This window comes from Methermicoccus shengliensis DSM 18856, assembly GCF_000711905.1.
GTDB classification, from domain to species: Archaea; Halobacteriota; Methanosarcinia; order DSM-18856; family Methermicoccaceae; genus Methermicoccus; species Methermicoccus shengliensis.
In genome coordinates, this window is the sequence record NZ_KL543983.1 from 1 (window position 1) to 24965 (window position 24965).

31 protein-coding genes are annotated in these 24965 nt (G+C 56.1%); 8 read left to right on the plus strand and 23 right to left on the minus strand.

The genetic code is table 11. The features are described 5' to 3' along the window. Nucleotides 1-47 precede the first annotated feature (47 nt). Nucleotides 48-1463: a methanol--corrinoid protein co-methyltransferase MtaB gene (mtaB, locus tag BP07_RS06420; protein ID WP_042684251.1), complete on the minus strand. Its 1416-nt coding sequence runs from the start codon at nucleotides 1461-1463 to the stop codon at nucleotides 48-50. A 412-nt stretch (nucleotides 1464-1875) separates the two neighbouring features. Between mtaB and BP07_RS06425 the strand changes: the two genes are divergently transcribed. Then, nucleotides 1876-3108, plus strand: coding sequence for a methanogenesis marker 16 metalloprotein (locus tag BP07_RS06425; RefSeq protein WP_042687105.1), 1233 nt, complete (start codon nucleotides 1876-1878; stop codon nucleotides 3106-3108). 53 nt (nucleotides 3109-3161) lie between these two features. On the opposite strand, the gene BP07_RS06430 is transcribed toward BP07_RS06425, so the two are convergent. The 3 genes from BP07_RS06430 to BP07_RS06440 form a co-directional block, all read right to left on the minus strand. Continuing rightward, nucleotides 3162-3341 carry a 4Fe-4S binding protein gene (locus BP07_RS06430; protein ID WP_042687108.1) on the minus strand — a complete coding sequence of 60 codons (180 nt, stop codon included), beginning with the start codon at nucleotides 3339-3341 and terminating at the stop codon, nucleotides 3162-3164. A 60-nt stretch (nucleotides 3342-3401) separates the two neighbouring features. Further along, complete coding sequence (locus BP07_RS06435) at nucleotides 3402-7202, minus strand: cobaltochelatase subunit CobN (RefSeq protein ID WP_084174151.1); 3801 nt, start codon at nucleotides 7200-7202, stop codon at nucleotides 3402-3404. An 820-nt stretch (nucleotides 7203-8022) separates the two neighbouring features. Beyond that, the gene (locus BP07_RS06440; protein ID WP_157203132.1) at nucleotides 8023-8301 is read right to left on the minus strand and encodes a hypothetical protein; all 279 of its coding nucleotides are present in this window, start codon (nucleotides 8299-8301) and stop codon (nucleotides 8023-8025) included. Between the two features lie 241 nt (nucleotides 8302-8542). On the opposite strand from BP07_RS06440, the gene BP07_RS06445 reads away from it, so the two are divergent. Next, nucleotides 8543-8836 (plus strand): hypothetical protein, encoded by a 294-nt coding sequence (locus tag BP07_RS06445; RefSeq protein WP_042687112.1) that lies wholly within the window; start codon nucleotides 8543-8545, stop codon nucleotides 8834-8836. Beyond that, nucleotides 8837-10060: an aminotransferase class V-fold PLP-dependent enzyme gene (locus BP07_RS06450; protein ID WP_042687115.1), complete on the plus strand. Its 1224-nt coding sequence runs from the start codon at nucleotides 8837-8839 to the stop codon at nucleotides 10058-10060. Here the strand turns inward: BP07_RS06450 and BP07_RS06455 are convergent. From BP07_RS06455 to BP07_RS06535, 17 genes are all read right to left on the minus strand, one after another. Continuing rightward, nucleotides 10055-11122, minus strand: a complete 1068-nt coding sequence (locus BP07_RS06455; RefSeq protein ID WP_052353308.1) for a pyridoxal phosphate-dependent aminotransferase — start codon at nucleotides 11120-11122, stop codon at nucleotides 10055-10057. The two genes, BP07_RS06450 and BP07_RS06455, sit on opposite strands and share 6 nt — an antisense overlap. Beyond that, nucleotides 11115-11864: a uroporphyrinogen-III synthase gene (locus BP07_RS06460; protein WP_084174152.1), complete on the minus strand. Its 750-nt coding sequence runs from the start codon at nucleotides 11862-11864 to the stop codon at nucleotides 11115-11117. Before BP07_RS06460 ends, BP07_RS06455 begins: the two co-directional genes overlap by 8 nt. Then, nucleotides 11861-12613 (minus strand): uroporphyrinogen-III C-methyltransferase, encoded by a 753-nt coding sequence (gene cobA, locus BP07_RS06465; protein ID WP_042687120.1) that lies wholly within the window; start codon nucleotides 12611-12613, stop codon nucleotides 11861-11863. The genes BP07_RS06460 and cobA overlap by 4 nt, the downstream gene beginning before the upstream one ends. A gap of 4 nt (nucleotides 12614-12617) precedes the next feature. Next, the gene (locus BP07_RS06470) at nucleotides 12618-13193 is read right to left on the minus strand and encodes a 30S ribosomal protein S3ae (RefSeq protein WP_042687123.1); all 576 of its coding nucleotides are present in this window, start codon (nucleotides 13191-13193) and stop codon (nucleotides 12618-12620) included. Between the two features lie 14 nt (nucleotides 13194-13207). After that, entirely contained in the window at nucleotides 13208-13387 is a 180-nt protein-coding gene (locus BP07_RS06475; protein WP_042687125.1) for a DUF5350 domain-containing protein, read from the minus strand. Then, nucleotides 13387-13536, minus strand: coding sequence for a 30S ribosomal protein S27ae (locus tag BP07_RS06480; protein ID WP_042687128.1), 150 nt, complete (start codon nucleotides 13534-13536; stop codon nucleotides 13387-13389). The genes BP07_RS06475 and BP07_RS06480 overlap by 1 nt, the downstream gene beginning before the upstream one ends. A 20-nt stretch (nucleotides 13537-13556) precedes the next feature. After that, nucleotides 13557-13871, minus strand: coding sequence for a 30S ribosomal protein S24e (locus tag BP07_RS06485; RefSeq protein WP_042687130.1), 315 nt, complete (start codon nucleotides 13869-13871; stop codon nucleotides 13557-13559). Next, nucleotides 13861-14421 (minus strand): GTP-dependent dephospho-CoA kinase family protein, encoded by a 561-nt coding sequence (locus BP07_RS06490; RefSeq protein WP_042687134.1) that lies wholly within the window; start codon nucleotides 14419-14421, stop codon nucleotides 13861-13863. The genes BP07_RS06485 and BP07_RS06490 overlap by 11 nt, the downstream gene beginning before the upstream one ends. 1 nt (nucleotide 14422) lies before the next feature. Continuing rightward, nucleotides 14423-14608, minus strand: a complete 186-nt coding sequence (gene spt4, locus BP07_RS06495; RefSeq protein ID WP_042687136.1) for a transcription elongation factor subunit Spt4 — start codon at nucleotides 14606-14608, stop codon at nucleotides 14423-14425. Continuing rightward, complete coding sequence (locus tag BP07_RS06500) at nucleotides 14605-15174, minus strand: DNA-directed RNA polymerase (protein ID WP_042687140.1); 570 nt, start codon at nucleotides 15172-15174, stop codon at nucleotides 14605-14607. The genes spt4 and BP07_RS06500 overlap by 4 nt, the downstream gene beginning before the upstream one ends. A gap of 94 nt (nucleotides 15175-15268) precedes the next feature. Beyond that, on the minus strand, nucleotides 15269-15835 hold the full coding sequence (locus tag BP07_RS06505; protein WP_042687142.1) for an endonuclease dU: 567 nt from the start codon (nucleotides 15833-15835) through the stop codon (nucleotides 15269-15271). Then, on the minus strand, nucleotides 15835-16119 hold the full coding sequence (locus BP07_RS06510; RefSeq protein WP_042687145.1) for a DNA-directed RNA polymerase subunit L: 285 nt from the start codon (nucleotides 16117-16119) through the stop codon (nucleotides 15835-15837). Before BP07_RS06510 ends, BP07_RS06505 begins: the two co-directional genes overlap by 1 nt. Next, entirely contained in the window at nucleotides 16119-16859 is a 741-nt protein-coding gene (locus tag BP07_RS06515; RefSeq protein ID WP_211247075.1) for an exosome complex RNA-binding protein Csl4, read from the minus strand. The genes BP07_RS06510 and BP07_RS06515 overlap by 1 nt, the downstream gene beginning before the upstream one ends. Further along, nucleotides 16840-17496 (minus strand): METTL5 family protein, encoded by a 657-nt coding sequence (locus tag BP07_RS06520; protein ID WP_052353309.1) that lies wholly within the window; start codon nucleotides 17494-17496, stop codon nucleotides 16840-16842. The genes BP07_RS06515 and BP07_RS06520 overlap by 20 nt, the downstream gene beginning before the upstream one ends. After that, complete coding sequence (locus tag BP07_RS06525; protein ID WP_042687147.1) at nucleotides 17493-18047, minus strand: XTP/dITP diphosphatase; 555 nt, start codon at nucleotides 18045-18047, stop codon at nucleotides 17493-17495. The genes BP07_RS06520 and BP07_RS06525 overlap by 4 nt, the downstream gene beginning before the upstream one ends. After that, entirely contained in the window at nucleotides 18044-19522 is a 1479-nt protein-coding gene (locus tag BP07_RS06530; protein WP_245597076.1) for a methanogenesis marker 14 protein, read from the minus strand. The genes BP07_RS06525 and BP07_RS06530 overlap by 4 nt, the downstream gene beginning before the upstream one ends. Before the next feature lie 20 nt (nucleotides 19523-19542). Further along, on the minus strand, nucleotides 19543-19953 hold the full coding sequence (locus tag BP07_RS06535) for a thioredoxin domain-containing protein (RefSeq protein ID WP_042687151.1): 411 nt from the start codon (nucleotides 19951-19953) through the stop codon (nucleotides 19543-19545). A gap of 122 nt (nucleotides 19954-20075) precedes the next feature. Here BP07_RS06535 and BP07_RS06540 point away from each other — a divergent pair, with 122 nt between their 5' ends. Then, nucleotides 20076-20363 carry a DUF1894 domain-containing protein gene (locus BP07_RS06540; protein ID WP_042687154.1) on the plus strand — a complete coding sequence of 96 codons (288 nt, stop codon included), beginning with the start codon at nucleotides 20076-20078 and terminating at the stop codon, nucleotides 20361-20363. Between the two features lies 1 nt (nucleotide 20364). Further along, on the plus strand, nucleotides 20365-21186 hold the full coding sequence (gene hisF / locus BP07_RS06545) for an imidazole glycerol phosphate synthase subunit HisF (RefSeq protein WP_042687156.1): 822 nt from the start codon (nucleotides 20365-20367) through the stop codon (nucleotides 21184-21186). Here the strand turns inward: hisF and BP07_RS06550 are convergent. Both BP07_RS06550 and BP07_RS06555 read right to left on the minus strand, forming a co-directional pair. After that, nucleotides 21181-21651, minus strand: coding sequence for an NOB1 family endonuclease (locus BP07_RS06550; RefSeq protein ID WP_052353310.1), 471 nt, complete (start codon nucleotides 21649-21651; stop codon nucleotides 21181-21183). The two genes, hisF and BP07_RS06550, sit on opposite strands and share 6 nt — an antisense overlap. Next, nucleotides 21648-22556 (minus strand): phosphoribosylaminoimidazolesuccinocarboxamide synthase, encoded by a 909-nt coding sequence (locus BP07_RS06555; protein WP_042687159.1) that lies wholly within the window; start codon nucleotides 22554-22556, stop codon nucleotides 21648-21650. Before BP07_RS06555 ends, BP07_RS06550 begins: the two co-directional genes overlap by 4 nt. A gap of 151 nt (nucleotides 22557-22707) precedes the next feature. Here BP07_RS06555 and BP07_RS06560 point away from each other — a divergent pair, with 151 nt between their 5' ends. The 3 genes from BP07_RS06560 to BP07_RS08865 all read left to right on the plus strand — a co-directional run bounded on the left by BP07_RS06560 (nucleotide 22708) and on the right by BP07_RS08865 (nucleotide 24935). Further along, nucleotides 22708-23688: an ATP-binding cassette domain-containing protein gene (locus tag BP07_RS06560; protein ID WP_042687161.1), complete on the plus strand. Its 981-nt coding sequence runs from the start codon at nucleotides 22708-22710 to the stop codon at nucleotides 23686-23688. 14 nt (nucleotides 23689-23702) lie between these two features. Beyond that, nucleotides 23703-24455 carry an ABC transporter permease gene (locus BP07_RS06565; RefSeq protein ID WP_211247076.1) on the plus strand — a complete coding sequence of 251 codons (753 nt, stop codon included), beginning with the start codon at nucleotides 23703-23705 and terminating at the stop codon, nucleotides 24453-24455. A gap of 261 nt (nucleotides 24456-24716) precedes the next feature. Beyond that, complete coding sequence (locus BP07_RS08865; RefSeq protein WP_157203133.1) at nucleotides 24717-24935, plus strand: hypothetical protein; 219 nt, start codon at nucleotides 24717-24719, stop codon at nucleotides 24933-24935. The last annotated feature ends 30 nt before the right edge of the window (nucleotides 24936-24965 follow it).

Genomic DNA, 24965 nt, shown 5'->3' on the forward strand with positions numbered 1-24965 from the left:
AAAACACAAAACACAAAAAAGAAAAAGAAAAAAGAAGAGCCACGGACTTACAGTCCGTAGTTCTTCGGGTTGAACACGTCCACCTTCTCGGAGTACTCCTTGATGCACTCGTCCATGAAGGCGTCCATGGAGTCTGGGAAGCTCGCCAGCTCCTCGAGTGCCTTGTCGAGCGCCTTCCTCTCGAACTTCGTGAGCTTCAGCTCGCCCTTCTTGTTGGCCTCGTCCACAATCTTTGCGGCGGTCTCGCCCGCAGCCTTTGCCCTGAGGTAGACGTCGTTGCCATTCTCGACGATTGCCTGCCCAACTTTGAAGGCGTTGAAGTATGCGAGCACATAGGGCTGCGGGTCCCTGTACAGGTCGGCTGCCACGTACAGGTCTCTGAGCACCTTGTCCTTGCCCGTCTGCTTTGCGGCGTTCATCAGGGCGACCTCGTATCCGAGAGCCTGTGCCCACACCTGCACCGTGGAGCCACCGAACTCGGAGTGATACTCCACGGACTCGTTGGACCACAGGTCACAGCACTGTGCAATCAGGTTGCCCATGACGTCCGCGTGGGCGCACGTGGCGTCCTTGCCCTCCTGGGCGTGGGGCACACCTGCCACGGCCTTCACGATTGGACCCTCGTATCCACAGTCCTTGCCAGGTCCCTTGGCGCCACACTCGTAGCACACGAGCGTCCTGCCAGCTGCGATGGCCCTGGCGATGATGGCATACACGTGGGGCAGGTTGTTGTCCAGCAGACCGCCAGCCACGAACATGCACGTGTTGGCACCAGAGCAGTTGGTCTCACCGCCGGGTATGCAGCTCGTGCCCGCCTTGTTCACGGTGTCCACTATCTGGCTCCACACCCACTCCATGTCGATGCTGCCCAGGCAGCCGATGCCGAACAGGATGCCCTTGAGGTCCTGCCTGGCCACTGCATAGTCCAGAATCTCCTTGCCGCCCACGGTCTCACAGGAGATGTTGGACGCACCCGCCTTGGCACATGCCTCCACGGTAGCAATCATCTTGTTGGGGTAGTCGTGCTCTGCGTCCTCTCTCAGGCCAGCGGGTGCCAGCTCATCACGCCTGATGTCACCCGGTGTGTGCCTGAGAGCGAGCTTGATGCCATACTCCTCGTTGAACTTCTTCATCAGCTCGAACTGCTTCTTGGTGACCGCCTCGCCCCATGATGGGTCGTTGGTCATCTGGAACACGTGCTCTGTCTCGAGCTGCATGGTGGGAAGTCCAATCGTGACACACCTCTCGAGGATGTCCTTGGTGATGTGTCTGTACTCGTTCACAAGCTTCATCTTGGAGGCCTCAGAGCCGGGCCTTGGTGCGTAGTTGGTCTCTGGCACCACGTATCCTGCACCAAGCTCCAGGTCCAGTCCGTAGTTCTTGATGGGGTTCGGAGCCTCTCCGAACACCATGTCGTCTGGGTTGGTGTAGGCCATCTTGGTGTATCTCATCTTTACAGCCATAGTTCCTCCTCCCAATGGTTTTTTACAGGGGAGTGGTGGAGTTTATTCTGATATAAATGTTATCAATTGTAAGGATTTCACTCTGATTTTACCCTATAATGTGGTGCATGCTGGTGGTTTTTAAATAAAAGCTACTTTCCATAATTAAAATTTATTTGATTAAACTTTCTGAGAGAGTTAGTTTATTATGTTGATATATCTGGTTGTTTTATAGGATAAAGCAGTAAATGTAGCTACTTTATCTACCATTTATATGCGATACCCAGAAGGCAAGTTATAAATATTTCAAGAATATAGAGGGGATATGTAGAGCCTTGGATGGGCGGACACCACCCGAGGGGGCTTCCTTGGCGTGCGGAAAGGGGAGTGGGGGCTTCCTCCCTTTTATATCCATGGAGCGCAACCTCTGTGTATGGAGTCCTCTGTTGCCGAGATAAGGGAGAAGATAGAGCGCCACGACGCTCTGGTGGTGGGCGCCCATGAGTTCAAGCAGATGGTGCGGGATGGGGAGAGGCTCGATGAGGTGGACGTGATTACGTGTGCCACCAAGGCGGTGATGAGTGGCACGATGCTGGTACTCTCCCTGAAGGTGGCAGAGCGCAACGCCTTTTTGAGGGCTCGCTCTGTCAGGATAGGGGGCATACCTGCACACGCAGGTCCCTGCCCCAACGAGCGGCTGGGCTATGTGGACTGCACGCTGCACGCCACCGACCACAGCGACGGCTATGGCGGGGGGCACCTCATCAGGGACCTCCTGGAGGGCAGGCGGGTGGACGTGGAGGTAGAGACCCATGGTGGTACCACCGTACGCACCACCACCACGCTGGACGAGCTTGGACATGCGAGGATGGTTGGAACGAGGTGTGCGTTCATGAACTACCTCGCCATCGTCAACCCCTCAAAAAGCCCAGTGCGCTCCATATTCTCCATATCTCCCCTTCAAGGAGGCATGGCAGAGGCGACCGTCGCAGGATGCGGTGAGCTGAACCCCATACAGAACGACCCAGAGTTAGAGCACATCGGGGTGGGTACCCGTGTGCTGTACAACGGTGGGGAGGGGTTCGTGATGGGCCTTGGCACGCGCAGCTATCTCCACAGGCCCAACCTGTCCATCGTTGGCGACCTGAAACACATGCAGGCAAGGTGGACTGGGGGCTTTAGGACATCGCTCTCCCCAGAGGTGGTGTGCACCGTGGCGGTGCCCATACCCATCACCGACAGGCGCACCCTGCAGCGGGCGAGCGTGCTGGACGAGCACATCCCGCTCATGGTGGCGAGCGTGCTCGGACGGCACATCCTTGCAGAGACGAGCTACGCGGACGTGTGGCAGGGCACAGACCTCGACATCCACGTGGGGGGTGCCGACATGACAGAGTATGCGGCGGCTGCGAGGGCGTGCCCCACAGGCGCGCTCTCGGATGAAGGGGTCATAGACGAGACGAGGTGCATGCACTGTGGTCACTGCACCACCACCTCTGGGGCTCTTGGCGCGCATCTCGGGCACTTGCGGCTCGGCAGGATGATACCAATCGTGGCTCGGCTCTCAGACAGGCTGGGTGCTATTGCAGCATGCGAGGAGCTCAAGCGCAGGATACTCGACGGCTCGTTCGAACTCACAGAGCCTGTGCAGCGCCTGAAAAAATAGCCTAAAAAGCCTGAAAAAATAGCCTAAAAAAGAGTGAGCCTCACAGGAAGGCCTTACTCCTCCTTGAGGCTGATAGCCCCGGCTGGACACGCATCCACGCACAGCCCGCACTCTGTGCACAGCTCGGGGTCCACCTTGGCGACCTCTCCGTCCATGCTGATGGCCTCGACGGGACACTCATCCACGCACGTCTCGCAGCCTGTACACGTCTCTGGGTCAACGTATGCTGGCATTGTGATTACCTCCAGTCGAAGGGCTCATGTGCCAACTATAAAAGACTTTTGAAGGGGAACTCACAGCCCTCCCCTCCCTCTCAGCAGGTATCCGATGCCAAACGTGCCCCCGATGATCAGCACGAACACCAGACCCATTATGGGCACGGACGAGGTGATGGGGGGCAGTGCGGGCACCTTCTGCCTCTCCTGCGTGAGCTCGTACCCGCTCACCTCCTCTGCCTCCTGTGTGTCCTTTTCCGCTGTGGAAGGCTCATCGGACACTCCGGGCACCTCTCCAGATATGTGCTGTGTCTCGTTCACCCTCCATGCTCCAGAGTCCGTGCTCTGCATCATCCGCTGTGGCATCTGCTGTGGCCTCAGCGTGGCGTCCTGCAGTTGCTGGAGGTACTGCTGGTAGGTGTACAGGTCCACCCTCATCCCTGGCAGCGACATCAGCCCCTGCACATAGGCATCCAGCGATGGGTTGCCACAGGTGTGGTGGCAGCACGCCACCCCGCTTTGAGCAACTGACCTGACGTACTCCTCCGCAAGGGCTGCCTTGACGTCGTCGGAGGCGTCCCAGTAGCCTTTTCTGATGGCCTCGAGCATTCTTGCAGTGATGGATTGCTGAGCATAGGGGTTGCTCTTCAGGAACTCGTCCACCCCGAGCCCATACTTGTCCTGCACGTACACCTCGTACAGCTGCTGCCAGTTGGCGTCAGTCACTAGGGTGGGGTCGGTCACGTCCCACCCCCACATGAACTCCACGAGCTTCTGCATCTCCCTTGCACCCGCATAGTCGAACTCCATCATGCCCTGTATCCACTTGGGGTTGAGGTAGCGGGTTCTGAGCTCCGTTCTGAACATGTGCTCGAGTGTCGTCATCTGTGGGCTGGTGGGGTTGCGAAGGTCGGCGACGTAGCTCTCAGGGTTGGAGCCCGTGAGCGAGCGCACCGCGAGGATGATACCTCCAAGATACTGGAAGAAGTCATCGTTGTCTATCAGCCCATAGAGGTTGGAGCTGTCGCTGTGCACCGCAGCCTCAACGTCCTCCATGTTCATCCTGAGCACGTCCTCGTAAGATTCTCCCCACCTCGTTTTGCCATACACGTTGCACATCCTCGAGAGGAAGAGGTCCGCGAGCTTTGACTCATTGTCCCACGTATTGCTCGCCGCTATTGCCTCTGGAAGCCCTGTGCCATAGTCGCCTGGAGCCTCGCTGAATATACGGCACTGGGCGAGGTCCCATGCTGTGGTGTTGTTGTAGCCCGCGTCCACGAGCTGCTGGTACAGCGCGAGCGAGTTTGCCCTGACGTAGTTCGTGGAGTTGCTCTCGTTGAGGTTTGCCACGAGCCTTATTGCCTCGTCCATGAGCTGTAGCTGATATGAAAACGTGTCCCTGTACAGCCCAGAGGGCACGAGCACCACGTCTATACGCGGTCTTCCAAGCTGGCTCTGTGGTATCACCTCAAAGCCCACGACCCTTCCCCAGCTCCTCTTGAGCTTCACGCCCAAAAGCGAGTATATCTCGGCCTCCACCAGCCCCCTGTGCCTCATAGTTTCCACAGACCAGAGCACGAATGCCACCTTCTTCGGGTAGCTGCCGGTCGCCTGCAGGTGCTGAGAGAGGAGCTGGTCTGCCAGCAACGCGCCCATCGCCTCTGTCTGCTCATCTGGGAACTTTCTTGGATCGAAACTGTAGAAATTCCTTCCAGTGGGTAGGGCATCGGGATTCCTGATTGGGTCGTTGCCAGAGGCGGGTTCTATGTATTCCGCATTGAGGGCACGCATGAGCTGGTCGATCTCCCTCGTGGTCTGGTTGAGTCTCGATGCATACACGAGAGAAGTGTTGAGGTCGTCCGAGATCGTGGCGTTCACCAGCCCGAGCACTTCCATCTGGGCGTATGTGACATTGGTACCATTGAGCAAGACGTGCTCGAGCATCCTTTCTGCATATTCATGTGAAATGCTCTCCCACTCTCTCTGAGTGCCATTGGTGTGCGGAATCACCGCCACGATGTGGTCTATGAAGGGCTTGCCCAGCATGGACTTTACCATAGACACAAGCTCACTCCCTTCTGGTGGCACGCCGAACACGTGCAGCCCATAGGGCATGTACCCCCATCTTATCTCGTCTATGTAGTCCGTGAGTTCGTTGTCAAGGAAGCTCGTGAACTGTGTGTCGTTCATGAGCTCAAGCTCGGCTTTGCTCACGTTCAGATCCTCATCGAGGTGCAGCGATTCATACAGGTCGAGTATCGCATCCCTGTAGGACTGCTTTAGCGATGAGTCGGTCGCTTTCTCGTATGCCTCGATCTTGTCGTTCAGCTCCAGAAGCTCCCCATACAGGTCGCCAGTCACGATGGGGGGTGTGAGGTGGTCTATGATTACCGCGTTGCCCCTGCGCTTTGCCTGCGTGCCCTCGCCCACGTTGTCCATGATGTAGGGGTACACCACTGGGATGTCGTCCACCATGATGGAGGGGTAGTCATACCTGTGCAGCGACACCTCACTCCCCGGAAGCCACTCCTGTGTGCCGTGCGTGCCGAAGTGCACGATGGCATCCGCACCCATGTCCCTGCTTATCCAGAAGTATGCTGCAAGGTACTGGTGTGTGGGGGGTATCTCCTTGCTGTGGTAAAGCAGCTTTTCATCAGATGCCTTTGCCCTCATGGGCTGCGGCATCACTACGATGTTGCCAAACTTGAGCCTCGGGATCACGATGCTGTCCCCATACACCATCACATCTCCTGGGGGTGGGCCCCACTTGGCCTCCACGTCCGCCCTCACATCTGCGGGAAGGGTGTTGTACCACTGCATGTATTCGTCCTTGGGAATGAGCTCCACATAGCCCGACTGGACGAGCTTTTGAAGCTCTCCCGGCGCCCACGTGCCCACATTCCTGCTCTCTATGAACAGGTCTATGAGCTCTGTTCCGTTGGGAAGCGTGCCATTTCCGAGGTCATAGCCCTCTGCACGCATCCTCTGCAGCACGAGGGAGATGCTCTTTGCGGTATCGAGGTAGCTCGCACCTATGTTGTTCTTCCCTCCCTCGTGGTTGTAGTACATGATGACCACTTTCTTCTGGGCATTGCTCATGCGGTGGAGATGTGCCCATCGAATCGTGCGGTTGCACAGCCACTCCACGTGCTGTGGAAGGGGCTCGTAGTAGTACTGTCCCTGCGCGTTCTTCACCCTGCCGCCCACCCAGATATATTCGATACATCCGTCTATCTCTGGCTGCACCACCTGATAGTAAAGCGAGCTGGTGCTCAGCCCATGGGTGCTGTTGTTGTACTCATCTGGGCTCTGGTAGTAGTCTCCTATCGCCTTGATGACTGGCACGTTGAAGGACTGCAGCTTTGCCACACCCGCGGCCTGATTGAAGTAGTTCATGTAAAACCCCTTGAGGGACACAATCACATCAACGAGCACTGTGCCGTTGACATCCACGAAGTACTGCCTGTCGGAGGAGAACATATCGTACGTGGCCGGTATCACGTTGCATCCCCTCGACTCCAGCTCGCGTATGATGGCGTTCTCGAGAGTATACTCAATCTGCGTCTTTCCAAGCTTGCTTGGGAGGATGATGCCCACTGTGATGTTGTTCGGGTCGTAAAGGTGGTGGGAGCCAGCCGAGCCGTACCACTCTAAGTACTCAGTGCTGTTCGCAAATATCCTCGGGAACGCATCTGGATGGTATATGCCATAGGAGGGGATTGATGCTGGGGCTGGCGGGGGATACTGAATGTATGCCCCAGCTATTTCTGAGCCAGCATACCTTATCCAGCCCTCCATGTTTGCCTCGCTGGTGTTGTTGAAGTAGTCGAGCACGATGCTGTGGGGGGGGTGTGGTGAGGTCGAGGGTGGCAACGCCATACGTGTCCATCATCCCAAACAGCCCTATCTGGGTGCCGTTCGCCTTTGCCGCGAGCAGTGCATCCTTGAGCTGAGTCATCTCATTGGCGCCTATCATGTACAGGAATATCACATCCTCGTGTGAGATGTCATGAAGCCCGCTCACCGCCTCGCTGCCCGAGTACACGTGCACGTTGAACCTGTCGGTAATCACGCGGTTGCTCGACAACACCCTGTTGAGGTAATAGTTGCACGCGTCCGAGTTGAGGATGTACGTGATGGACACCCTCTGCCTCACCACCTGTGGCTCTGGGATGGTGGTGGATGCCCACTTGCCACACAGCTGCTTTCCAAGATACATTATGAGGTTGTTGATGTTGTCCTGTCCCCCCTGAATCCAGTAGCGCTCGAACGTGGTGTATATAGTCTGATTCACGCTGGTTATCGAAACATCGTGGGGCAGCATGTAACCTATTATATGCGTGCCATTTGCCTTTGCCGCATCGAGTCCAGCGCTCCATGCGGCAATGTCCGCAGATGTCCTGTTCTCTATGACCACCACACAGTACTGCGAGAAGTTGATGGCGGGTATGGTGTCGTTCTGCGTGTACACATCTATGTCCATCACACCCGTGAGCGTGGAGTTGTTCTTGGCAGAGAGCAGCGCCCCCTCGTTCTCGTCCGTGCCAAGGATGAACAGCATCTTGGACGAGCTGGTGGCGAGCGTCTCCTCCTGAGCCACAGCAACACCCGTGAGGGCAAAAACAATTACCACTATCACTATGCACAGCTCTCTTCGCATATCATCACCCCGATGTACACAAATGAACTTTTCTTTATGTCAATACATTTTACAATGGTGGCCCAAGGTATAAAAGATTTGCTTTACATCAAAGTAATTTGTATAAGGCTCCAGCATGTGCGTCAATGTGGTTGGCATCGGGGCAATGCCACTTCCCGTCTCCATCTCTATGTGGGCGAGCCGTTGGGCATGGGTGCACGTCTTTCGCTCCTGTGTCAGATAGGTTCCTGTCCTCTGAATGAACGCTGTTATGCGCCTTCCCACAAGCTCTCCTCTGTCCCATCCCAGCGTCCTCTCAAGCCTTCTATTGTACTCCACCAGCTTGCAAATCGCATTGAGGGCACGGTATCAGTCCTATCAACCCCACTCCAATGCCTCTATACTACACTTGTAAAGTGCCCGCGCTGGGAAATCACAATTTCAAGTGGAATATCAATCTATCGAATCGAGTTTGAAATACTCAACAAAAGCTTTTCCCTTTTGTCGTGTTGATTACAGAGTTACAGAGTAATCAACAAGTGGGAAAAACTCTAAATGTCCCAGCTCCATGTGATGGCATATGAGAATTCTCAAGATAGAGCCGTGTGCTGGAGCATCAGAGGGGGAGATGTCCTTCAGCGGAGAGGCTCAGCTTGGCAAACTGGAGTTCTCTGAGGATGTGATGGACACCCTGAGGCAGGCATTTGGAGAGGTGCACATCACACCAGAGCGCGACTTCGTGCTCATCGAGGATGGGGACGTGATGATTATGGTGTTTTCCACGGGAAGGGCGATTGTCAGGAGGGCCAAGAGCAGGGAGGATGCCGAGAGAAGGCTCACACAGCTCTTCGAGATAGTGCACGGGGGAAAGTAGATGAACGTGAAAAAAATAAGAGGCGACTTTCCAGCACTTGGCACGCAGAAAAACGGTATGCCCCTCGTGTATCTGGACAATGCATGCATGAGCCTGAAGTCAAGATGCGTGATAGATGCCGTTCTGAGATACTACGAGGAGTACAGCGCATGTGCTGGAAGGTCTGTGCACTCGCTCTCAAGGCGCGTGAGCGACGAGGTGGAGGGAGCAAGGGAAAAGATAGCCTCCTTTTTTGGATGCCACGATTCCCGTGAGTTCGTGTTTACCAAGAACACCACCGAGGGTATAAACCTCGTGGCATACAGCTTGGGTCTAAAGAGGGGAGATGTGGTGCTCACCACGGACAAGGAGCACAACTCCAACCTCGTGCCATGGCAGATGCTCGCAAGGCGCGCAGGGATAGTGCACAGGGTGGTGCCCTCCAGAGCGGACAACACATTCGACATCGAGGCATTCAAGCGCATGATGGAGGAGGGCGTGTCCCTCGTGAGCATGGTGCACACATCCAACCTCGATGGTGTGAGCATACCAGCGAGGGAGGTCATCGAAATCGCCCACGACCACGGGGCGCTGGTGCTGCTGGATGGAGCACAGAGCGCGCCCCACATGCCCCTCGACCTCGAGCGGCTGGACGTGGACTTTTTCGCGTGCTCTGTGCACAAGATGACGGGGCCCACTGGCGTGGGCTGTCTGTACGGCAAGTATGAGCTTTTGAAGCGGATGCACCCCTTCATCACTGGAGGCGATACCGTGAGCACGAGCACGTACACCAGTGCCACGTTTCTCGAGCCTCCCCACAAGTTCGAGGGTGGGCTTCAGCACTATGCGGGCATAATCGGGGCAGGGGCGGCGGTGGACTATCTCAAGGAGGTGGGTATGAGGAACATAGAGGCACACGAGCGCGCCCTGAACGAGGTGCTGCACAAAGGGCTCTCCAACATACCGGGGTGCACCATCATAGGCCCAGAAAACCCTGCGCTGCGTGGAGGCATCACGAGCTTTGTGCTGGAGCTCTCTCACGGAGATGCCCACGATGTGGCGCTGGTGCTCGACGAGACAAAGAACATAGCGATACGCTCTGGGGCGTTCTGTGTGCACTCGTGGTTTGCAGCTCGAGGCGTGCCACCTGCCCTGAGGGCATCGGTGTACCTCTACAACACGGTGGATGAGTGCAACAGGCTGGTAGATGCCGTGAGAGATGTGGTAGAACTCATGAGGTCATGAGGTGAGTCGCTCGAGCACCCTCTCTGCTGCATCGAGCAGCTGCTCGTTCTCCTCTCTGGTTCTCACCGCCACCCTGATGTATCGTCCACCCAGCCCAAACGACCTGCAGTCCCTGACGAGTATGCCCTCTGCCTTCATGTGCTCACAGAACAGCGTGGAGTCCACTTCCCCCATGCCAACGAGCATGTAGTTGACGCTCGAGGGCTCAGGATGCAGCCCAAGCCGCCTAAAGCCCTGCTCGAGAAATGCCCTCTCCTGTCTTATGAGTGCCCTTGCCCTCTCGAGATATGGATGGGCATTGCGCATAAACTCCACCGCCACCGCCTCTGGAAGGGCTCCGAGCGTCCACGTGAGCCTCGCCGTGTTCATCAGCGATGCCACCTCTGGATGGGTGATGGCAAACCCCACTCTGATTCCCGGCACCGCAAACGCCTTTGTGAGCGACCTTATCACGAACAGGCTCTCGTATTCATCCACATAGGGGGCAACGCTCTCATCGCTGTCCGCAAGCTCCATGAACGCCTCGTCCACGAACAGTGCAGTGCCCGTGTGTGAGCACCGCTCTGCCAGCTGGAGCACATCCTCCCTTGCAACAAGCGTGCCCGTGGGGTTGTTGGGGTTGCACAGGAACACCGCCTTTTTTCCCCGTGTGGACACATCGAGCAGCTCATCAGCTGGAACGGTGGACACGCTGGCCCCAAACAGCCTGCACGCAAACTCGTACTCCGAGAAGGTTGGAGCAGGTATCACCACCACATCGCCCCGCTCGAACACGAGCTCTGCAAACAGCCTGATGAGCTCAGAGGAGCCATTGCCCGGCACGATGCACTCGGGGGATGTGCCCACGAAGCCTGCCACCACCTCCTTTAGCTCGGCATAGCTGTCGTCTGGATAGTGCTCTATTCTGGAGTGCCAGCCCTCTGGCAGGGGCGGGGGTCCCAGCGGGTTGAGGCTGGCACTGAACTCGAGCATGGGCCTTCTGCTCCTTCTGCTCTCTGCCTCCACCCTTCCACCGTGCTCGCAGGGGTCAAGCGAGTAAACCTCCCTTCTGAGCCTAATCATCCCCACCCTCCAAAAGCTCAACCATTGCCGAAAAGCTATGCTCTTTCGGCATCTTGGCACCTATGCCCCAGCTCGCAAGCGCCCTTTTGGTTGGAGGGCCAATTGCCACCACCTCGATATTTGGAAGGGTGCGCATGAGGTCATCGAGCACGCCAGCCTTCTGGGCGCACTCAAAGAAGCTCTCCACCATCATCCTCGAGGTGAACAGCAATACGTCCACCCCTCCTCCGACCACCTCATGGAGAAAGCGGTGCTGTGGCTCACCGCAGAGCTTTGCAATCGTATAGAGCACGCACTCGTGGACCAAATGGTGCCGTGCGAGCCGCTCCACGAGCGCCGCATCCCCATGGGCACTTCTCAGCACCTCGATGCCCCCCTCCACATCGCTCAGCAGCTCACAAATCCCCTCTGATGTGTACGTGGGCGGAAGCCTGCACACCACCTCCCTCTCGGCGAGTGCCTTTTTCGTCCTTGGCCCTATCGCCACCACATCCACATTGGAGAGCACCTCCGACAGGCTCTCGCCCACCTGAGAAAACGCTATGTCCACGCCATTTGCTGAGGTGAACACTGCCGTGCTCGATACACCCTCCCTCAGTCTTGCAACCGCATCCTCAAGCCCGCGACCCTTCGTGGGCCGTATCTCTATGAAGGGCACAAACACCATCCTCGCCCCAGTCCTCGCCAGCACCCTGGCGCACTCCCGCTCGTATCGCTCGGGGCGCATTACTCCTACTCTCATGTGCGCTCTCCGTGGAGTATGTGCTCCCTCAGCCCCACCACCTCGCCCACCACGAGTATGGCGGGTGGTCTCACGTTCGCATCTGTTGCCCGCTCCACTATCCTATCGAGGGTGGACGTGATGACACGCATGTCCCTTCTGGTGCCCCTCTCTATGATGGCACAGGGAGTGCTGGGGCTCCTTCCCCCCTTAAGCAACGCCTCCACATTCTGAGCAAGCCTTGAGACGCCCATGAGCACCACCAGCGTGCCCCCGAGCGCTGCGAGCTGCGCCCAGTCCACCGAGGGCTCACCTTTGGTGGGGTCCTCGTGCCCAGTAACAAAGCTCACGACAGAGGCGCACTGCCTGTGGGTGATGGGTATGCCCGCTGAGGCTGGTACGGCAATGGCAGAGGTGATGCCGGGGACGACCTCCACCTCTATGCCATGCCTTGCGAGCTCCATCGCCTCCTCCCCACCCCTTCCGAACACATAGGGGTCACCCCCCTTGAGCCTCACCACCCGCTTGCCCCTCTTCGCATACTCCACGAGCAGCTCGTTGATTTTCTCCTGTGGCACGGTGTGGCATCCCGCATACTTTCCCACGCTTATGAGCTCTGCGCTCTCGGGAAGGGTGGCAATGATGTCCTCGCCCACGAGCTGGTCATACAGCACCACATCCGCCTCGTCTATGAGCCTTCGAGCCTTCAGGGTTAGCAGCTCCGGGTCGCCCGGTCCAGCTCCAACGAGGTACACCTTCGGGTTGGACATGGCATCAGCTCAGTATCTGCGTCTTTCTTACCTCCACCTTTCGGAGAGGGTATATGTGCTTTGCCTCTCGGTATATCTGGTATGCGAGCTTGCCGCTCAGCAGCTCCTCTATGAAGGCCTGAAGGCTGAGCTCGCTCGCCCTCTTTTTGACTACCTCCTCCATCACCTTCCGTATCGCCCTTATCTGGCTGCTCTTTGCCCTCTTGATGGTGAAACAAGAGGGCTTCACCCTGAGCACCTTGCCATCCTGGGTGCTCACCTTGATGTTGGCATCCACCTTCGATGTCCTGCGCTTGACGAGGGACCGCAGGTACTCCCGGGTGAGGGTGTAGCCCACAAACTGAGTGTATGCACTCTCCCCAGCGACCTCCCTCACCTTGAACTTGAGCTTGATGTTGTACTTTGAGAAGTCGTTGTCCAGCTCTCCAAGGGTCACCTCTATCGTCCTCCCCACCACCTTGGAGGGGTCATCTGCTGGGGTCTCGCCGATGGGCTTTTGCCCGAACTCAGCAGAGGAGAGGATTTGATACCACTTCTTGGAGGACCACGAGCTTGCCCTCTTGCCAACAGCCTTTGCCACCTCAAATCACCCCTTTAGCTCACCACGGCCTTTGAGGATCTCTTCATCCTTCTTCGCTTCTTTCCACTGGATGTGAACCTCTGGGCTGGCCCAGGCTTTTTGTACACCGCCTCAGACTCTGGAACGAGTCTGACCTTGCCCCTTCTGTTCTTGACCTTCACCCATGTGATGCTCCCAGTCTTTCCCATATCCATCACTCCCTGTATTCGGTGTATCCACACCTACCACATGCGAGCCTATCGCGGTGCTCTGCGAGGAACACGCCCTCTCCACACTTGGGACACCACTTCCTCTTCCTTATGAGTGTGTCCCCCTTGACCTCATAGTACTTGTGAACGCCCATGTTGCTCACTCCCCGCTGCCCTACTCAGCCTCCTCTGCCTCTTTCGCCTCCTCACTGGCTGGAGGGAAGTTTCTGAGTATCACGTAGTCCCTCTCGACCTCCCTCAGGCGCTCTGGGGACTCGTATATCTTTGCATAGCCCACCGCCTGCTCAACTCCAAAGACGGGCTTCAGGCTCTCCACGATGAGCACATCCCTGCTCGAGTTGAAAAGGGCAATCAGCCGTTCTCTGACCTCCTCCCTCCTCGGAGTGGGCCCAGAATGGCTCACCCTGAACTTGAGCTCCCTTCTTCCAAGGAGCACGTTTTCCCTATCCTCTATGATCTCAATCTCCATGCAGCATCCTCCAGATACCATCACTGGGGTCCATCTTTACCATGGTGTCGAGTATTGCACCAACCTTCTGCTTGATATTGCTGCGCACCCTGAGCACCACATAGCCCTTTCTGGGCTGCCCATAGAGCACGCCAGTGGTGTGAGGTGCGAGCATGACGACTGGCAGAACAGCCAAATCCTCCTCACCATTTATAAATATTCGTGTCCTGTGTGGGCTGGTGAGCGCATCCCTAACCGCGAGTACGAGCTCCCGCGTGAGAGTGCCAGAGGGGTTGGAAAGCTCAACCGTCCTGAAGGATGGATGCTGTGTGCCCATGAGCACCTCACTGGACACCGCCCTCCTGCACGAGCGCCCGTCCACGATTGAGAGCTTGGGAACCAGACCCTCCCGCAGCACCCTGTACGTGATGATGTCTCCCACACACACCAGCTGAGAGCATCCGCGTGTGCTCTCTACAACCGATACATCATCACCGTGGAGGCTCCCCATGGGCTTTCTGAGCACGGGCTTTTGGGACTCTTTCAGCGTGGCAATGACCTCTCCACACAACTCAGCGCACCTTCAGAGCAAACTTGCCTCTCGTCTTGATGTCCATCTTCTGGGCTATTCGCGAGCGGGCAGGGTCTATTATTATCACATACCCACTCCAGTCAGAGCTCAGCGCTCCAGAGTGGCACACTGGACAGTCATCTCCCTTCACTATTCTGTGGCACTCTCTGCATGCCCTCTCGCTCACGGAGCTACCTCCTTCTCCTGCCTCTTTCTCTCCTCCTCGAGCCACTCCAGCTTTCCAAGGCCCACCTGCCTCATGGTGAGTCCTATCTTGCTCTCCCTCGGGTCACGCTCGTTGAGGGATATGGCCACCACCCTCACCCTCACCCGGTCGCCCTCCCCAATGGCTTCCGAGCTCTCCTTGGACACCAGCCTCGCATTCTTTGAGTCGTATGAGATGAACTCGTTGGTGATTTGGCTTATGTGCAGCAGTCCGTCGAGGGCGCCGATGCTCACGAATGCACCAAACTCCACGACCTCCACCACCAAGCCCTCCACGACCTCCTGAAGCACGGGCTGAAACACGATTGCCTCGAAGGTGGTATCGTAGTACACCGCCCCATCACCCACGAGGATGTGCCCCTCGCCTATGTCCTTGATGTCGGTGATGGCCACAATCACGCCAAGACTCTTGTCCACCCTCCCCTCGAGCTTGAGCCTCAGGGCTCTGAACACAGCGTCCTCTAACACATCCCCAAGCTCAGAGGGAGGAATCCTGACCGTATCAAAGAGTGTGCACTTCTTGTACATGCCAACCACATCTAACCCAAAAGTCCAGCAGGGGTCTTTTCGTTGCAATCTTTATGGTGGTATATAAACCTTCTCTCATGTCTTCCCCGAAGATTCAAGATTCTCCCAACACAATGGCGCTGGATATCATGTGGGCGACCCGCAGGGGCTCTGGCACGTTGGCGTGCACCGTGGTCCTTCTCACGATTCTGGCAGCATCCTCGGGCTCGATGCCAGCCGTCTGGATATAGAGGGGACGGTGCGCATCCCTTGTCACGACCTGCGTGAGAGCTCCCGCCCGAAGCATCTTCGCATAGCGCAGCTCTGGCTCGCTTATGTGCTCGAGGGCCCTTCGTATGCTCTCCATGTCTGGATGGTCCCGCATCACCGCTATCACGGGAGTGGATGTGAGCTCGTGCAGCTGTGTAATGTCCACCACGTTGAAGCCACCATATGTGATGCCATCCAAGAGAATCGCCCTTATCTGGGCGTGGTGCTTTGAGGAGCACACCATGTGTGCAATCTTCTCCGTGGAGTCCAGCCCATCTTTTGTGATGTATGTTCTCATCACCCCATCGATCCACTCCGCACCCCGAAAGAGCACGCCCACCACGAGCACGTCCCGTGCGACGAGAGGGGAGTCGTCCACGCCGAGCACCCTTACCTCGTGCTTTAGATTCATCACTGTGAGGAGCTGGCGGCATTGAATGTCCGAATGAACTCATCGCACAGCTCGGCAACCCTCATGGATGCATCTTTTAGCACCCTGACGGGGTCATCGCCATGGGTGCGGATATACAGCACTGGGTCACTCCATGTGGGAAACTCCATGTTGTAATATGCCACATCCACTCGCTCATCCTCGAGCATGATGCTCGTGAGCAGGTTGAGCAGCGTGTGAGACTCCCCAGTGAGCCGTATCTTGAGCTCTGTACTCGTCTTTTCGAGAACGAGAAACACACCCATCACCTTTTGAGAAGTCCCTGAGCAAAACCACTTGCAAGCTTTCTCTTCAGCATGGCTCCGCACGATGGACACACCAGCCGCTCACCCTCCAGCCTTGCGGGAACGCGACACCTCTGGCACCGTGCCTTGAGCACACCGAGCTCTGGTCCCTCTGTGGAAAGCCTCATGTTCTTGGAGTCTATCACCCTTGCCTTGATGATGTCCCCGTATCCGAACTCGGAGGAGAGCTCCTTCACGTACGAATCCTTCACATTGGAGACGTGGATGACAGCAGGCTGCAGATTGGGTATCTCCCGCTCGCCCATGTCATCTAGGCACACGATGGACACCATCACCATCGAGCCCTTGATGTCGGTGACCTCACCTATCACGATGTCGCCCTCCCTGATTCTGTGCGGGGCGTTCATCTCTGGAAACACCTTGGTGTAGCGCTGCTCTCTGTCGTAGTATGGACGTCCTGCCACGGCAGCATAGATTCCGCCCATGTGCTCGTATGTGCCGCTTCCGGGAAGGTACTCCTCGGCACTGCCAATCCTGTCTCCCGGAAGCACGAAGGGTGCATCTTTTAGCTCCTCTGGTCTCTCCACTATCTCCCTGAATGGCTCCTCTGACATTTTTTCCTCCCTTGGCCGCTCCCTTGGTGTTCCTCTCTGGCGTTCCCTTCTGGCCCTTTGCTCATGTGCCCTCTCATTGGGAGCCTTATTTTCAGCGCTGCTGTCCCTAAGCAGCTTTCTCCTCATTATGCTCTTCTTCCTGGATAGCTTTATACGAATCCCCTCGCTTTGCCTCTATTCTGTATATTTCCACGGGCAAGCCCACCACCTCGCGCGTGTGATGGGGATACATCCTCCCAATTGTGTATCTGGCGCGATACATGTGCGTTATTGTGAATGGCTCAACGAACCTCTCCACGAACCGCCTACTACCTTCATTGTGAATGGTATATATAACATCTCCCATCGCCATCGCCGCCCTGAGAAATGCTCTGTCCGCCCCCCTTCTCTGAGCTCCAAAGGGAGGATTCATCAGCACGGTGCCCTTTACACCATCCCTCAATGGGGGGCGAGCGATGTCACACTGCACGAGCTCGACGTTGACTCCCAGCCTGTGTGCATTTCTGTGGGCAGCTGCGAGGGCATGAGGATCTATTTCCATGCCCACCACTCTCGGTGCACCCATGAGGGCAGCAGCTATTGCGAGCACCCCCGTACCACACCCAAGGTCGTACACGCATCTTCGAAGGTCTCCCATCAGATGGGCAAGGTGCACGATGTGGGCGGCGATTGAGGCTGGAGTTGTGTACTGCTCGAGGTGCAGCTTTGGACGCGAAAAGCCCTCCAGTCCCTCGAGCTTTATCTCGAGCTCCTTCCTCCTCATACATCCAGCTCCCTCACGAAAGATGCAAACTTCGATAGCGCCCTCGCCCTGTGGGAAAGAGCGTTCTTCTGCTCGGTGGAAAGCTCGGCGAACGTGCTTCCATCCACCTCGAATATCGGGTCAAATCCAAACCCTCCCGTGCCCCTCTCCTCACGGGCTATGCGCCCGTCCACCCTGCCCACAAAAACCACTGGCGGGTGGTCTGGGGCACAGAAGGCCACGCACGAGGTGAAGTGGGCATCCCTATCAGATACCCCCTCCATCAGCCTGAGTATTCCCGCATTTCCAATCGTGCGAAACACATATGCAGAGTAGGGTCCGGGAAAACCACCGAGTGCGTGGATGAACAGCCCCGCATCCTCCACGAACACGGGCCTGTTGAGCCGTTTGCATCCCTCCCGCACACCAAACAGAGCTATCTCCTCGAGAGAATCTGACTGAATCTCGGTGTAGCCCCCAGCATCGTGCTCCACCTCTATCCCAAGGGGAGAGAGCAACGCCCTTGCCTCCTCCAGCTTGTGAAGGTTGCCCGTGATGAACGTGAGCCTCATCTTTCGCCCCTCTGAAGCCTCTGAAGCTTCATTCTCTGCCCCATCACGCATCTTCCCCCGGCCACCCCACCGATGGGGTTGTGGGGGGTGCCCAGAGAGTTCATGCATCTTGCCATCACCGCCGCCCCCCTCGCCAGCCCGTCGTCCACGAACACCACGTGGTCCTCTGGCTTATCAAAGAGGCCCATCGCAGCTATGTTCTCCAATATGAGTGCGGGCTTGTCTCCCGTGATACCAGCCCTTCCCGTGATACCAATGTTGGTCTCTGGATACACCAGCCCAAGCTCGTCTGCGGTGCGCAACAGCATTGCCACCACCTCGGCCATCACCACGTCGAGCAATCCAGCGAGGGCACCTGCCCCGTGCTCAGTGTACACCTCGTGCCCGACTTTGCGAAGATGGGAGAACTCATCGCCATTGACGCCCACATCACACCCTATGAGCACAACGCCCATTTTCTCGGCAGAGGAGGGGTTCACGGGCACGCTCCCATACCTGTCTCTGCCCATGGGCACCTTTTCAACCACCACGTGCTCCAGCACCTCGTCCCTATAGGTGCCAATCACCTTCTCCTTGAGAATCTTAGGAATCTTAGAAATGCCCCCAGAGCTGCCACTGAACAGGTCTAGGGCAGTGCCAAGCCGCCCATCCACCGCTCCAGTGCCCTTCACAATCTCATCTGCGATGGCTCCAGCATACCCACAGAAGTTGCCCACTGTTTTTGCATATGGGGTGTCCTTGTTAGTGATTCTACCGTCCAGCGTGGTGCCGCAGTCTATCGAGATTACGGGATTCCTGAAGTCCACTCCAGCCCATTTGGCACCCTCCTTGATTCCCGCGGTGGCAAGCTCTCCCTCCATCTCGTTTGCCACGAGGTCCACCCCGGTGGCGCCCACCGGGGGGCTCACGCCCGCAACCGCCCCATCGAACGCCACCTTGTCGATGTGTGTGTAGGGCTGGAACTTCTTGGGAAGGTTGTGCCTCGAGAGTGCTGGGGTCATTCTCGAGGGGGGCACCCCTGCCATCAGGCACCCATCGGCAAGCGCATGCACAATCTTTCCCACCTCATCTGGCGTTGAAAAGCCAGCCACCACGCCCGTGCTCCTCACCACAAAGTGAAGGTCCTCCTTGATGTCGAGTCCCACCGAGGCGCATGCCTCCAGCAGAGTATCCCTCACGAGCTCGGCAACCGATTCCCTCGTGAGCTCCACGCCTGCGAGTGTCATACCGAACACGTCCTCCCCAGGCTTTGGGGGCCTGACGTCTCGGGTCATCTTCACGATTTTCGTGAGCATGTGGGCCCTGCCATCCTTCAGGTTGGTGGCGGTCAGGATGCACTTGGTGGTGGTGTTGCCCACCTCCACAGACGCCACGATGTAGTATGGCTTGTGAGCGCTCTTGAGGTCTATGTACCTCACGGAAGTGCTCTTTGCAATTCTGGGCTTGGGTCTGCGCAGATTGAAGAGCCCCATCATCCACCCCCACATCAAAAAATCTACAGCAGTGCCTCCACTGCCTCCACCAGCAGTGGCTGGGGAAGCGCACCAACCTTCTTTCCCACGAGCCTGCCCTCCTTGAAGAACAGCAGTGTGGGAATGGAGCCAATGGCATACATCCTCACAGTCAGCGGATTCTTGTCCACATCCACCTTGCCAAACACCACCCTTCCAGCATACTGCTTCGCGAGGGCATCCACCACTGGAGCGAGCCTCCTGCAGGGGGCACACCATCTTGCCCAGCAGTCCACCACCAGCACCCTGTGCTCTGCTATCGCCCGCGGAAGAGTGGCATCGGTGAGAGTGATGGGAGCATCTATCGCGGGCTCTATACCCTGTGCCCCCTGTGCCCTTTTCAAGAGCTTCTCCATCTTGCGCCTCTTTATTGCCTCTATCTCCTCATCCCCCATGCGCACACCGCCACTACAGAGGCATCGAATATTTAAAGCCTTTTCTGTTTAGCCAAAACTACACAAAAGCGTGAACATGCGAGGGATTAACTCTAAATAGCATCCACACCCCTTCTCCTACGATGCCCTGTCTGAACGATATCGAATACGAGATAGTGCTCTCGCAGGTCTCTCTGGACGAGTGCACAAAATACATACAGAGCCATTTTTCAGAGAGGTACGAGCTTCCCGCTGGAGATAAGCTGATGGGACTCACGCTCATTGGCAGGGGCATGGTGCCCGTCGGCGTGGATGGACACACCGTGGTATTTCCCGTTGTGAAACCATGCTATGGAGCATACCTGATAAGGGTGAAGAATGCCGATGAGGCAATAGAGAAGCTAAGAGCCTCTGGAAAGAGGGTGTGGTAGTGTGCTCACCAAGCGAATCATCCCATGTCTGGACGTCACGTTTGGCGAAAATGGGGCGATGGTGGTCAAGGGTGTGAACTTCGTGAACCTGAAGACTGCCGGGGACCCCGTGGAGCTTGCCAAGCGGTACAACGATCAGCGTGCCGATGAGCTGGTGTTTTTGGACATCACTGCCTCTCACGAGGGCAGGGAGACGATGGTGGACGTGATAGAGCGCACCGCACAGGAAGTGTTCATACCGCTCACCGTGGGAGGAGGCATACACTCGATAGAGGATATCCGCACGATACTCAGGGCTGGGGCAGATAAGGTCAGCATAAACACCGCAGCCGTGAAGAACCCCTCGTTTGTGAGAGAGGCTGCGAGGAGGTTCGGAAGCCAGTGCATAGTGGTGGCGATAGACTGCAGGTCCAACACTGACCTCTCTGCAGAGGGCAAGAGGTACGAGGTGGTGCGCTCAGATGGCACCCCCGTGTGGTACGAGGTGGTGATATACGGGGGACGCACTCCCGTGGGCATAGATGCCCTGTGGTGGGCACAGGAGGTGGAGAGCCTTGGGGCAGGCGAGATACTGCTCACCAGCATGGACAGGGACGGCACACAGGAGGGGTTCGACATCCCAATCACCAGAGCCATGGGCGAGCATGTGAGCATTCCCATCATCGCCTCTGGTGGAGCTGGCACGCTCGAGCACATCTATGAGGCGTTCTCCCTCGCAAATGCAGACGCTGCGCTTGCAGCTTCCATATTCCACTACGGCACATACACCGTGGACGAGGTCAAGCGCTACCTGAAGGAGAGGGGCGTACCCGTGAGACTATAGCATTCTTGTCCTCAGGGGCGTTCCACACACTGGGCACGCGCCCCCTCGCCTCCATTTCCTCCTGCACGCGGGGCACACGTGCACCACCTGCCTGCTCTTCTCTATGCCCTTCTGCACCACCGAACGAAAGGGGATGCCCAGCTTGGCACACACATTCTGCACATCGTAGTCGTCCGAGACGACAGTCCCCCCCACCTCCAGCGCCTTGGCAATCACCGAGAGGTCGGCACGGGAGAGCTTCGGAAGGTCCCCCAGCGCCTCTGTGAGCCTCTGGGCATGCTCCACACACTCCTCTCTCGTGGGCTGCACCGTGAGCCCCTCAGAGATAGCAACCTCGAGCACACACCTTCCCACCACGCTCCTGACCTCGGCGACCACCTCTGGCGTGGTGATGGCATTGCCCATGGGGATGGCGGGCAAATGCCCGCTCAAGAACACCGACGCATCACACACACATGCCTTCAACTGAACCTCTCACCCGTAATCTGCTCGAAGAGCTCGATGTAGGTCTGGCTTGCCCTCGTGATGAGCTCCTCTGGCATCGGCGGTATGGGGGGCTCTGGCTCTCCCTTTCTTCTCGCCTCGTACAGAGCATCCACATACCCGATGCTCCTGTAGTACTGTCTCACAAGCTCCTTGCTCTTTTCAACAAACCTGCCCTCATCATACGCCGCCCCATCCCAGAACCTGTCCTCGTCCGCTGTGCCAAACACGTCCACGAGCATGAGCTCCCTGTTCTCATCGAAGGCAAACTCCTTCTTACCATCCACGTGGACGAGTCCCCGTCTGGCGACGCTTCTGTTGATGTGCTCATCTATCCTGTGTATCATCTCCCAGATGTGCTCTAACTCATCTGGCGTGAGCCCGCTGATGCGTAGCGCCTCCTGTGTGGAGAGCAGCCTGTCCACCCTCTCGAGCTTGGTGCTGACCTCACAGAACGGCTCGGGAAGGGGCTCTCCGTACTCTACGCGGTGCCCACTGGAAAAACCCACATCCTCTGGAGACACCTTTCCGCTCTTCAGCCTGTCGTAAAGGGAGCCTGCCACATAGTACCTCGAGATGAACTCGAGGGGTATGAGGTAGTTCCTTGTGGAAGGATTGAGCTGAGAGTAATCGGAGATCACGTTCACCCTCCTCACCCTCATGGTATTTGGCGAGGGCTGCTCAATGAAGTGGGTGCTGATGCCCATCCTCTCTGCCTGCTCAAACCAGTGCACTGCCGTTCTGCACAGCGTCTCTCCCTTGTGGGGCACCTCGGAGGGGATGGGCTTGTCAAACACAGAGATGCGGTCTGTGAACAGAAATACCAGCTCATCCTCGTGCTCGCCCTCATACACCTCCTTGACAGAGCCCCTTCTTACAACACTCACGCCATCACCACATTCCCCCTTGGAGTCTTGATATATCAAGGTGATGTTGATTACTCCGTAATCAGGGACATGAAAAAAGTTTATATCGGATAACGATACTTTGGTTGGAACTATCTCATGGATAGAGTAAGAACCGAGAGGATGGGGCTGAATGTATGCAATAAAGGTCGAAGGCTTGACCAAGCAGTTCAATAATTTTGTAGCAGTGGACCACATATCGTTCAGTGTTAAAAGTGGAGAGATTTTTGGTCTCCTTGGTCCCAACGGAGCGGGCAAGACGACCACAATCAACATGCTCTCCACTCTGCTCAATCCAAGCTCAGGATACGCGGAGGTAGCTGGATTTGACATCACCACGAACAGAGACGACGTGAGGAGGAACATAGGCATTGTTTTCCAGGAGCCCGCTCTCGATGATAAGCTGACGGGAAGGGAAAACTTGGAGTTTCACGCAATGATGTATGGGCTGGACAAAGAGGAAAGAAGAAAAAGGATAGAAAATGCCCTTGAGCTCGTTGAGCTGACTGACAAGGCGGACATTCTGGTAGAAAACTATTCTGGGGGCATGAAGAGGAGGTTGGAGATAGCAAGGGGATTGATCCACGAGCCCAAGGTTCTCTTTCTGGATGAGCCCACGCTGGGCTTGGATGCACAGACGAGGAGGCACATATGGGAGTATATCAGGGAGCTGAACAAAAAATCTGGGGTCACCCTCATCCTGACAACCCATTACATGGAGGAGGCGGATTATCTTTGCGATAGGATTGCCATCATCGACCATGGAAAAATAATTGCCATGGATACCCCCCAGAGATTGAAGGACGTGCTTGGAGGTGATGTGATATCTGTGGAGGTAGAGGCAGATATAGATAAGCTGATGGATCATCTGAGAGGATTGAGCTGGATAAAGGCAATGAAGAGACATGATGAGGTTTTGGACCTGACGGTTGAAAAAGGAGAGAAAAGAATACCAGAGCTGATTAGCACCGCCCAGAAGGTTGGAGTGAGTATAGCATCCATCAATCTACATGAGCCGAGTCTGGAGGACGTGTTCATTCATTTCACCGGGAAGAACATCAGGGATGAGGGATCATCCAACAACAAAATAAAAATGAAGAGGCTTAGAAGATGAGGTTGGACAGTGGCATGGCCATATACGTGCTGTGGCTGAGGGAGATGAAGAGATTCATCAGAGCCAAGTCCCGCGTCGTTGGTATGCTTGGTATGCCCCTGTTCTTCCTTGTGTTCATGGGGCTCGGTTTTACCAACATGCCCGTTCCCGGTATGCCAAAAGCCATTGATTATATACACTTTCTGGTTCCCGGTATTATTGGGATGACCCTTCTCTTCACTTCATCGTTTGCGGGGCTCTCAGTTTTATGGGACAAGGAGTTCGGATTTTTGAAAGAAATCATGGTCGCTCCGGTCAGCAGAGTGGCCATCGTCATGGGCAGAACGGTGGGAAGCGCCACGACGGCCCTGATTCAGGGAGTGCTGGTGCTCATCATCTCTATTATCATGGGGTTCAGACCCAGTGGGCTCCCATCAGTCCTGCTATCACTGGTCTTCATGATGCTCATTGCCAGCACGTTCATCGGTTTGGGTCTGATATTCGCCTCAAACATGGAAGATATGCACGGGTTCAGTCTGATAATGAACTTCATAATATTTCCAATCTTCTTCCTGTCTGGAGCCATGTTTCCGGTACAGAACTTGCCGGAGTGGATAAGGTGGGCGTCGTACATAAACCCCTTAACCTATGGCGTGGATGGGCTGAGGGGGGTCCTCGTTGGTGTTTCCATGTTTCCAGTTATTTCTGATTTTGTAATCCTGATTGGCTTTTCAGCAACAATGGTCGCTCTGGGTGCTTACTTCTTTGAGAGAAGCGAGGCAGTGTGAGTGCTGATGAGATTGAATGTGTGTTGATTACTCTGTAATCAACGAACGCAAGAAGAGACTCTCAAGGAGCTTAAGACCGTTTTTGCTGATGTCCTCTCCTTTGCTCCTCCAAACCCTTTCTATCTATGAACGTACAGCCATCCTCACTACGTTGTTCACATTTGATGTACATGGAATTTTTGCCGATTTTAAAGCTTAAAAAACAGAATAAAGCGTTAAATCCACAGATAAAGTATTATAAAGCTTATCAAACCCAAAAAATTGGGAAAAATCGAAATAATGTTTATAAGGTTCTTGTTGACTATGGGCGCGTGCCGTATCAGGAGATGGTCAGATGAAAAGCAGCAGTGTGATAGTGGGGTTGCAGCACCCTTCCTGCGGGTGCTTGCAGGAACGGCACTGGCAGTGCAGAATAAGCAGCCAATGCAGTACAGCGATATGGGAGCTCAACACCCTCTCAGCAAGGAGCTCAATGAGTGATATGATGAGTGATATGAGCTGATTATACCC

What these genes read in the sequence shown, in the direction of transcription:
- BP07_RS06565 (WP_211247076.1), top strand. Translation starts at nt 23,703, where the DNA reads ATGGCCATATACGTGCTGTGGCTGAGGGAGATGAAGAGATTCATCAGA.
- BP07_RS06450 (WP_042687115.1), top strand. Translation starts at nt 8,837, where the DNA reads ATGAACGTGAAAAAAATAAGAGGCGACTTTCCAGCACTTGGCACGCAG.
- BP07_RS06480 (WP_042687128.1), bottom strand. Translation starts at nt 13,536, where the DNA reads ATGGGCGTTCACAAGTACTATGAGGTCAAGGGGGACACACTCATAAGG.
- mtaB (WP_042684251.1), bottom strand. Translation starts at nt 1,463, where the DNA reads ATGGCTGTAAAGATGAGATACACCAAGATGGCCTACACCAACCCAGAC.
- BP07_RS06505 (WP_042687142.1), bottom strand. Translation starts at nt 15,835, where the DNA reads ATGAATCTAAAGCACGAGGTAAGGGTGCTCGGCGTGGACGACTCCCCT.
- BP07_RS06430 (WP_042687108.1), bottom strand. Translation starts at nt 3,341, where the DNA reads ATGCCAGCATACGTTGACCCAGAGACGTGTACAGGCTGCGAGACGTGC.
- BP07_RS06520 (WP_052353309.1), bottom strand. Translation starts at nt 17,496, where the DNA reads ATGAGGAGGAAGGAGCTCGAGATAAAGCTCGAGGGACTGGAGGGCTTT.
- BP07_RS06435 (WP_084174151.1), bottom strand. Translation starts at nt 7,202, where the DNA reads ATGGCGTTGCCACCCTCGACCTCACCACACCCCCCCCACAGCATCGTG.
- BP07_RS06445 (WP_042687112.1), top strand. Translation starts at nt 8,543, where the DNA reads ATGAGAATTCTCAAGATAGAGCCGTGTGCTGGAGCATCAGAGGGGGAG.
- BP07_RS06425 (WP_042687105.1), top strand. Translation starts at nt 1,876, where the DNA reads ATGGAGTCCTCTGTTGCCGAGATAAGGGAGAAGATAGAGCGCCACGAC.
- BP07_RS06530 (WP_245597076.1), bottom strand. Translation starts at nt 19,522, where the DNA reads ATGATGGGGCTCTTCAATCTGCGCAGACCCAAGCCCAGAATTGCAAAG.
- BP07_RS06460 (WP_084174152.1), bottom strand. Translation starts at nt 11,864, where the DNA reads ATGAGAGTAGGAGTAATGCGCCCCGAGCGATACGAGCGGGAGTGCGCC.
- BP07_RS06485 (WP_042687130.1), bottom strand. Translation starts at nt 13,871, where the DNA reads ATGGAGATTGAGATCATAGAGGATAGGGAAAACGTGCTCCTTGGAAGA.
- BP07_RS06515 (WP_211247075.1), bottom strand. Translation starts at nt 16,859, where the DNA reads ATGAGGAGAAAGCTGCTTAGGGACAGCAGCGCTGAAAATAAGGCTCCC.
- BP07_RS06525 (WP_042687147.1), bottom strand. Translation starts at nt 18,047, where the DNA reads ATGAGGCTCACGTTCATCACGGGCAACCTTCACAAGCTGGAGGAGGCA.
- cobA (WP_042687120.1), bottom strand. Translation starts at nt 12,613, where the DNA reads ATGTCCAACCCGAAGGTGTACCTCGTTGGAGCTGGACCGGGCGACCCG.
- BP07_RS06455 (WP_052353308.1), bottom strand. Translation starts at nt 11,122, where the DNA reads ATGATTAGGCTCAGAAGGGAGGTTTACTCGCTTGACCCCTGCGAGCAC.
- BP07_RS06500 (WP_042687140.1), bottom strand. Translation starts at nt 15,174, where the DNA reads ATGTACAAGAAGTGCACACTCTTTGATACGGTCAGGATTCCTCCCTCT.
- BP07_RS06560 (WP_042687161.1), top strand. Translation starts at nt 22,708, where the DNA reads ATGTATGCAATAAAGGTCGAAGGCTTGACCAAGCAGTTCAATAATTTT.
- BP07_RS06535 (WP_042687151.1), bottom strand. Translation starts at nt 19,953, where the DNA reads ATGGGGGATGAGGAGATAGAGGCAATAAAGAGGCGCAAGATGGAGAAG.
- BP07_RS06510 (WP_042687145.1), bottom strand. Translation starts at nt 16,119, where the DNA reads ATGGGTGTGTTTCTCGTTCTCGAAAAGACGAGTACAGAGCTCAAGATA.
- BP07_RS06475 (WP_042687125.1), bottom strand. Translation starts at nt 13,387, where the DNA reads ATGGATATGGGAAAGACTGGGAGCATCACATGGGTGAAGGTCAAGAAC.
- BP07_RS06540 (WP_042687154.1), top strand. Translation starts at nt 20,076, where the DNA reads ATGCCCTGTCTGAACGATATCGAATACGAGATAGTGCTCTCGCAGGTC.